The 2,607-nt window shown below is 73.8% G+C and carries 1 protein-coding gene; it reads left to right on the top strand.

Annotated features, from left to right (window positions below; all coding sequences use genetic code 11):
• Positions 1-151: 151 nt before the first annotated feature.
• Positions 152-2,607 (top strand): type VI secretion system Vgr family protein (locus AC1ECW_RS16145; protein WP_481202285.1); only part of this gene is annotated, 2,456 nt, incomplete at its 3' end.

The following is a 2,607-nucleotide window of genomic DNA, read 5'->3' on the forward strand; positions in this document are numbered from 1 at the left end:
CGTAACCACCCGCAACCTGCGGCAACTCTTTGTAAAACCCGCGATTGCTGGCTTCCCAAGGCGGCGGGGCCTTGTCCATACTGCGCCGCGCTCTGAGACCGAGCGTTCCATCGTCGAGCGGGCGCGCCCCGCCACCATCCAGGGAGGATGCATGGACCTTGACCTTGCCGAGGCGGCGCGGCGTGCTGCGTCCAGCGCTTTTGGTGTGGCCTTCAGCCAATCTACGCGCTTGCTGCGCCTGCAAGGCGGCTTGCTGCCCGGGGTGCTGCCGGCCGGGCTGATCGCCCAGCGCGCGCTCGTGCACGAAGGCTTGAGCGAGCCGTTTCGGCTCGAGATCGACGCGCTGAGCCCCTCGGCGGGGCTGCCGGTGGCCGCCTGGCCGGGCCACGAGGTGGTGCTGCAACTGCTGTGTGCCGACGGCTCGCTGCGGTCCTGGCACGGCCACGTGCTGGCTGCCCGCTTTGGCGGTGCCGACGGAGGGTGGGCGCGCTACCACCTCACCGTGGGCCCCTGGCTGAGCCTGCTGCATGCCCGCCGCGACAGCTTCGTCTACCAGGGGCGCCACGCGCTGGACATCGTGGCCGAGGTGCTGCGCGACCATCCCCAGGCGCGCTGGCGCGCGCAGGTGCAGCGCGCCTTGCGCGTGCGCGAGCTGTGCTGCCAATACCGCGAGAGCGACGCCGCCTTCATCGAGCGCTTGCTGGCCGAAGAAGGCCTGGTCTACCACTTCGAGCACCACGACGCGCACGGCGAGACGCCCGCGCAGCACGTGATGGTCATCACCGACGCCCAGGCCCCGGCGCCCGATCTGGGCGCGCTGCCCTTTGGGCGCGGCGACCTGCGCCTGGGGCCCCAGGCCCGAGAAGCCGTCCACGGCGCAGCCGTGCACCACCACGGCGCGGCCACCGAAGTCGTGCTGGGCAGTTGGAGCCCGCAGCACCTGGCCGGCACCACCGCCCAGGACACCATCGCCCAGGACACCGCCGCCGCCCCATCGCGCCCGCACTGGCCGGCGCTGGCCGTCTACGACGGCGCGGGCCAGCAGCGCTACGCCGATGCGGCCCACGCGCACGAACAGGCGCGCCGCCGCGCCCAGGCGCTGGCCTGGCCCCAGCAGGGCCTGCACGCCCGCTCCAGCGTGCGCCGGCTCGTCCCCGGGGCGCTGATCGAGATCGGCGCCCACGCGGCGCTGCAAGGCCGGCGCTGGCGCTTAACCCGGGTGCGCCACCACATCACCAACCCCTTGCCGGCCCCGCCGCCCGGCGCAGCCGCCGCCGCGGCCCAGGACGATGCCGCCGGCGGTGGCTACCACAACGAGTTCGAGGCCTGCGCGGCCGAGCACCCCTGGGTGCCGCCGTGGACCCCCAAGCCCCAGGCGCCGGGGGTGCAAGCCGCCGTGGTCACCGGCGTGGACGGCGCGGCCTTGCACACCGAGCGCAACGCGCGGGTCAAGATCCAGTTTCCCTGGCAGCGCGGCGTGCGCCCGCTGCCCGGCGGCCTGGCCCACGACAGCCCCGTCGATGCCCAGGGTCATGCCCCGGGCGATGAGCGCGCCAGCGCCTGGGTGCGCGTGACCCAAGGCGCGGCCGGCCCCAACTGGGGCACGGTCTTTGTGCCGCGGGTGGGCACCGAGGTGCTGGTGGACTTCGTCGAGGGCGACATCGACCGCCCGGTGATCGTGGGCCAGCTGTACAACGAGTGCGACGCCCCGCCCTATGCGGCCGGCCAGGACTCGGGGGTCAACCACCCTGGCACGATCTCGGGCTGGCTCAGCCATGGGCTGGACGGCGGGCATCACAACAGCTGGGTGCTCGACGATGCCACCGGCCAGCTGCGCATGCGCTTTTTGTGCACCCACACCATGAGCGAGCTGGGCCTGGGCCACCTCATCGAGCAAGCCGCCTGCGGCGCGCAGCGCGGGCCCTGGCGGGGCGCCGGCTTCGAGCTGGCCAGCGCCGGCTGGACCATGGTGCGCGCCGCCCAAGGCCTGCTGCTGAGCACCACCGCCCGGCCCGCCTTGGGCCAGAGTGTGCACGGCGCGCAGATGGACACCCCCGAGGCCCAGGCCCAGTGGCGCGGCGCACACGCCTTGCACCAGCGGCTGCACCAAGCCGCCAGCGCCTGCCAGCCGGCCCAGGCCCCAGCGGTGTGGACCCAGGCCGTGCAGCAGGTGGAGCCCCCCTCCACCGAACAGGCCGCCGCCAGCGGCTTTGCGCAGCCGCTGATGGTGTGGGATGCCGCTGCCGGCGCCGTCTTCAGCACCGAAGGCCCGCTGGTGAGCTGGGCTGCCGGGGACCAGCACTGGGTGGCCCAAGACGATGTGCAGCTCAGCGCCGCCCACACCGCCAGCATCACCGCCGGCGCGGCGCTGCGCTGGTACGCCCACGACCAGGGCCTGCAGTTCAAGGCCGCCGCCGGGCCGCTGTCCTTGCGCGCCCACACCGACAGCCTGTCCGTCCACGCCGAGCGCGAGGCCACGCTCACCAGCACCGACGACGAGATCCACATCCAGGCGCGAGGCCGCATCGAGCTCGCCTCGGGCGCAGCGCGCATCGTGCTCGACGGCCCCCACATCACCTTCACCTGCCCGGGCGCCTTCACCGTACA

The sequence above is a fragment of the Caldimonas hydrothermalis genome (genome assembly GCF_056746695.1).